This is a genomic window from Streptomyces sp. WAC06614, from assembly GCF_003949795.1.
Classification (GTDB): Bacteria; Actinomycetota; Actinomycetes; order Streptomycetales; family Streptomycetaceae; genus Streptomyces.
The window spans coordinates 1-3,385 of sequence record NZ_RPRY01000507.1 but is presented as its reverse complement, the minus strand read 5'-3'; the positions used below and the strand labels follow the sequence as shown (position 1 = coordinate 3,385).

Here is a 3,385-nt window from a genome sequence, read left to right as displayed (position 1 = left end):
TGGCTCAAACCCTTCTGGACCGAACCTCACCCGTTCAGGCGAACCGCTGCCGTGCGCGGCGTGCACGCCGCGCACGGCAGCGGTTCGCCTGAACGGGTGAGGTTCGGTCCAGAAGGGTTTGAGCCAGAGACGGGCAGTCGGCGATCAGGTGGGCGCCAATTCTCAAAAGGGACTTGTCGGTTTCGGCCAAAGGAGGTGCGGAGCTGTCGGCACCGCTTTGGTGTGTGACGAAGAACGGACCGCCAATTTCCGCTTTAGCTCGCCCTGTTGGTCAATGATCAGTACATTCGGCTCGGACAGCAGTCCGACCACAGATGGACTACGGCTTGGAGACCTCGATGGACCGCCCCGCCTGGGCCCCGCCAGGCATCGACATATCGGTGCCGAGCGTGTCGCGCATCTACGATTACTACCTGGGCGGCTCGCACAATTTCGAGGTCGACCGCCAGGCGGCCCGCCGGGCGATGGAATTCCTGCCGGGCCTGCCCAAGATCATGCAGGCGAACCGGGCATTCATGCGCCGCGCCGTGCGCCACGCGGTGGCCGAGGGCATCACCCAGTTCCTGGACATCGGCTCCGGCATCCCCACCTTCGGCAACGTCCACGAGGTCGCCCGGCAGGCCAGCCCGCAGGCACGCGTGGTCTACGTCGACCACGACCCGGTGGCCGTCGCGCACAGCCGCGCCGTGCTCGCCGGCGACGAGCTCAGCGCCATCGCCTCCGCCGATCTGCGCAAGCCCCGCTCCGTCCTGCAGAGCCCCGAGGTCGAGCGGCTGCTCGACCTCGACCGGCCCGTCGCCCTGCTGCTGGTCGCCGTCCTGCACTTCCTGGAGGACGAGGACGACCCGTACGGGGCCGTGGCCGAGCTGCGCGACGCCTTGGCCCCCGGCAGCCTCCTGGTGCTCACCCACGCCTCGTACGAGGGCCTGCCGGTCCCCCAGGAGGAGGCCAGCGGGACCGTCGGCGTCTACCGGGACATGCGCAGCCCGCTGGTGATGCGCTCGCGCGAGGAGGTCGCCCGGTTCTTCGACGGCTTCGACCTGGTCGAGCCGGGCCTGGTGCCGATGCCGCACTGGCGCCCGGAGTCGCCGGAGGACCTCGCCGCTCCCGAGGATCCGTACGCCTTCGCCGGCTTCGCGGGTGTGGGACGCACAACGTGAGAGTCCCCGCCCAGACGGCGCAGCCGGACCAGGTGCCCATGGCCGCAGGGCTGCCTGCCGACCTGGAGGACCGGATCGGCCGCTTCGCGACGATCTGGAGCCGGGCCATCTTCCCGGTCACCGCCACCTCGCTGACCCGGGCCGAGTTCGAACGGCACCTGCTGCCGCTGGCCCGCACCCTCAACGAGGCCCTGCACGCCCGCTCCTTCGACCCGGCCGTGCCCCAGCGCGTCGGCGCCGAACTCGTCGCCGTCCACTGCACCGACCCCGAGGCCCTCTCCGGCACCCTCGGCGTGGTCGACTCCTACCTGGTGCTGTACTGCGGGCCGGGCGGGACCGGCCCCGAGGAGGCCGAGCAGTACCGGGCCCGCTGCGCCCGCCTCCAGCACGGCATCGCCGCCGGCTTCGCCCGGGCCCTGCGCGAACGCACCCTGCGCGAGCAGGAGGCCATCGCCCGCTCGGCCCTGACCGCCCGCTCCGACGCCCAGGAGGCCCTGCACCTCAGCGAGGAACGCTTCCGCGCCGTCTTCGAGGGCGCCGCCATCGGCATCGGCATCGCCGACCTGGAGGGCAACGTCCTGGAGGTCAACGACGCCCTCCTGCAGATGTTCGGCGGCCTCGAAGGCCATGTCCGCGGCCGCAACGTCAGCGAGTGGGGCCACCCCGACGACGCACCGAACATCTGGCGGATGTACGGCGAGCTGGTCCGCGGCGAGCGCGAGCACTACCGCGCCGAGAAGCCCTACTACCGGCACGACGGCACCGTCCTGTGGACCAACCTGACGGTGTCCCTGCTGCGGGACGCCGAGGGCCGCCCCCAGTACCAGCTGGCGCTGATGGAGGACACCACCGAACGCCGGCTGCTCAACCTCCGCCTGCGCTACGAGGCCACCCACGACGCCCTCACCGGCCTGCCCAACCGCACGCTGTTCTTCGAACGGCTGGAGAAGGCCCTCAGCGCCCCCGCCGACGACGGCGCCCGCTTCGGCCTGGCCTACCTGGACCTGGACGGGTTCAAGGCGGTCAACGACAGCCTCGGCCACTCGGCCGGCGACCGCCTGCTGGTGGAGGTCGCCGACCGGCTGCAGAGCTGCGCGACCGGCCCCGGCGAGGTGGTCGCCCGGCTCGGCGGCGACGAGTTCGTGGCGCTGACCACCGGCCCCGACACCGAGAAGAAGGTCACCGACCTCGCCGTCCGCATCCTCTCCACGCTGGCCGCCCCGATCCGGCTGGACGGCCGGGAGCTGACCGTGCGCGGCAGCATCGGCATCGTCGAGGGCCCGGCGGGCGAGCGCACCCCGGCCGAGGTCCTCCGCAGCGCCGACATCACCATGTACCGGGCCAAGGCGGCCGGCGGCAACCGCTTCGAGTTCGCCGACGCCGAGGCCGACGCCCGTGCCATCACCCGCCACGGCCTGACCAACGCCCTGCCCGGAGCCCTGGAACGCGGCGAGTTCTTCGTCGAGTACCAGCCGCTCGTGGACATGAACGACGGCAGCGTCTACGGCGCCGAGGCCCTGGTGCGCTGGTCGCACCCCCAGTACGGGGTGCTGGGCCCGGACCGCTTCATCCCGCTCGCCGAACGCACCGGCCTGATCGTCCCCCTCGGCCGCTGGGTGCTGGAGGAGGCGGTCCGCCAGGCCCGCAACTGGCAGCGCGAGCACGGCGGCCCCCTGCGGATCAACGTCAACCTCTCACCCACCCAGCTCCACCACCCCGGCCTGGTCGCGGACACGGTGGCGGTCCTGGAGAACTCCGGCCTGGAGCCGGGGTCCCTGTGCCTGGAGGTCACCGAGTCCGCGCTGATCGGCGCCGACGACGAACTCCTGGAACCCCTGCGCCGGCTCGCCGCCCTGGGCGTGGACATCGCCCTCGACGACTTCGGGACGGGCTACTCCAACCTCGCCAACCTGCGGCGCCTGCCGGTCAGCGTGCTGAAGCTGGACCGCTCCTTCACCCAGGGGATGCAGCAGCAGCCTGCCGACCCCGTGGACGTCAAGATCGTCGAGGGCATCGTGGCTCTGGCCCACAGCCTCGAACTCGCCGTGACCGTCGAGGGCGTGGAGACCGGCGCCCAGGCCGCCCAGCTGCGCGCCCTGGGCTGCGACACGGCCCAGGGCTGGTACTACGCCCGCCCGGGCGCGGCCGACCGCATCCACTCCCTGTCCCTCTCGGACGCCGCCCCCTGACCCCGCCGCCCGGCCACCGCCGCCAGACCCCCGGCC

The 3,385-nt window shown here is 72.2% G+C and carries 2 protein-coding genes; both read left to right on the top strand.

Translation table 11 applies throughout. From position 1 onward, the window contains the following. The first annotated feature begins 338 nt into the window (after positions 1 to 338). Entirely contained in the window at positions 339 to 1,160 is an 822-nt protein-coding gene (locus EF918_RS33960) for an SAM-dependent methyltransferase (protein WP_125652732.1), read from the top strand. A gap of 38 nt (positions 1,161 to 1,198) precedes the next feature. Beyond that, entirely contained in the window at positions 1,199 to 3,349 is a 2,151-nt protein-coding gene (locus tag EF918_RS33955; RefSeq protein WP_125652731.1) for a bifunctional diguanylate cyclase/phosphodiesterase, read from the top strand. Positions 3,350 to 3,385: the final 36 nt, after the last annotated feature.

Excerpts from the sequence above, each read along its gene's own strand:
- EF918_RS33960 (WP_125652732.1), top strand. The coding sequence starts at position 339 with ATGGACCGCCCCGCCTGGGCCCCGCCAGGCATCGACATATCGGTGCCG.
- EF918_RS33955 (WP_125652731.1), top strand. The coding sequence starts at position 1,199 with ATGGCCGCAGGGCTGCCTGCCGACCTGGAGGACCGGATCGGCCGCTTC.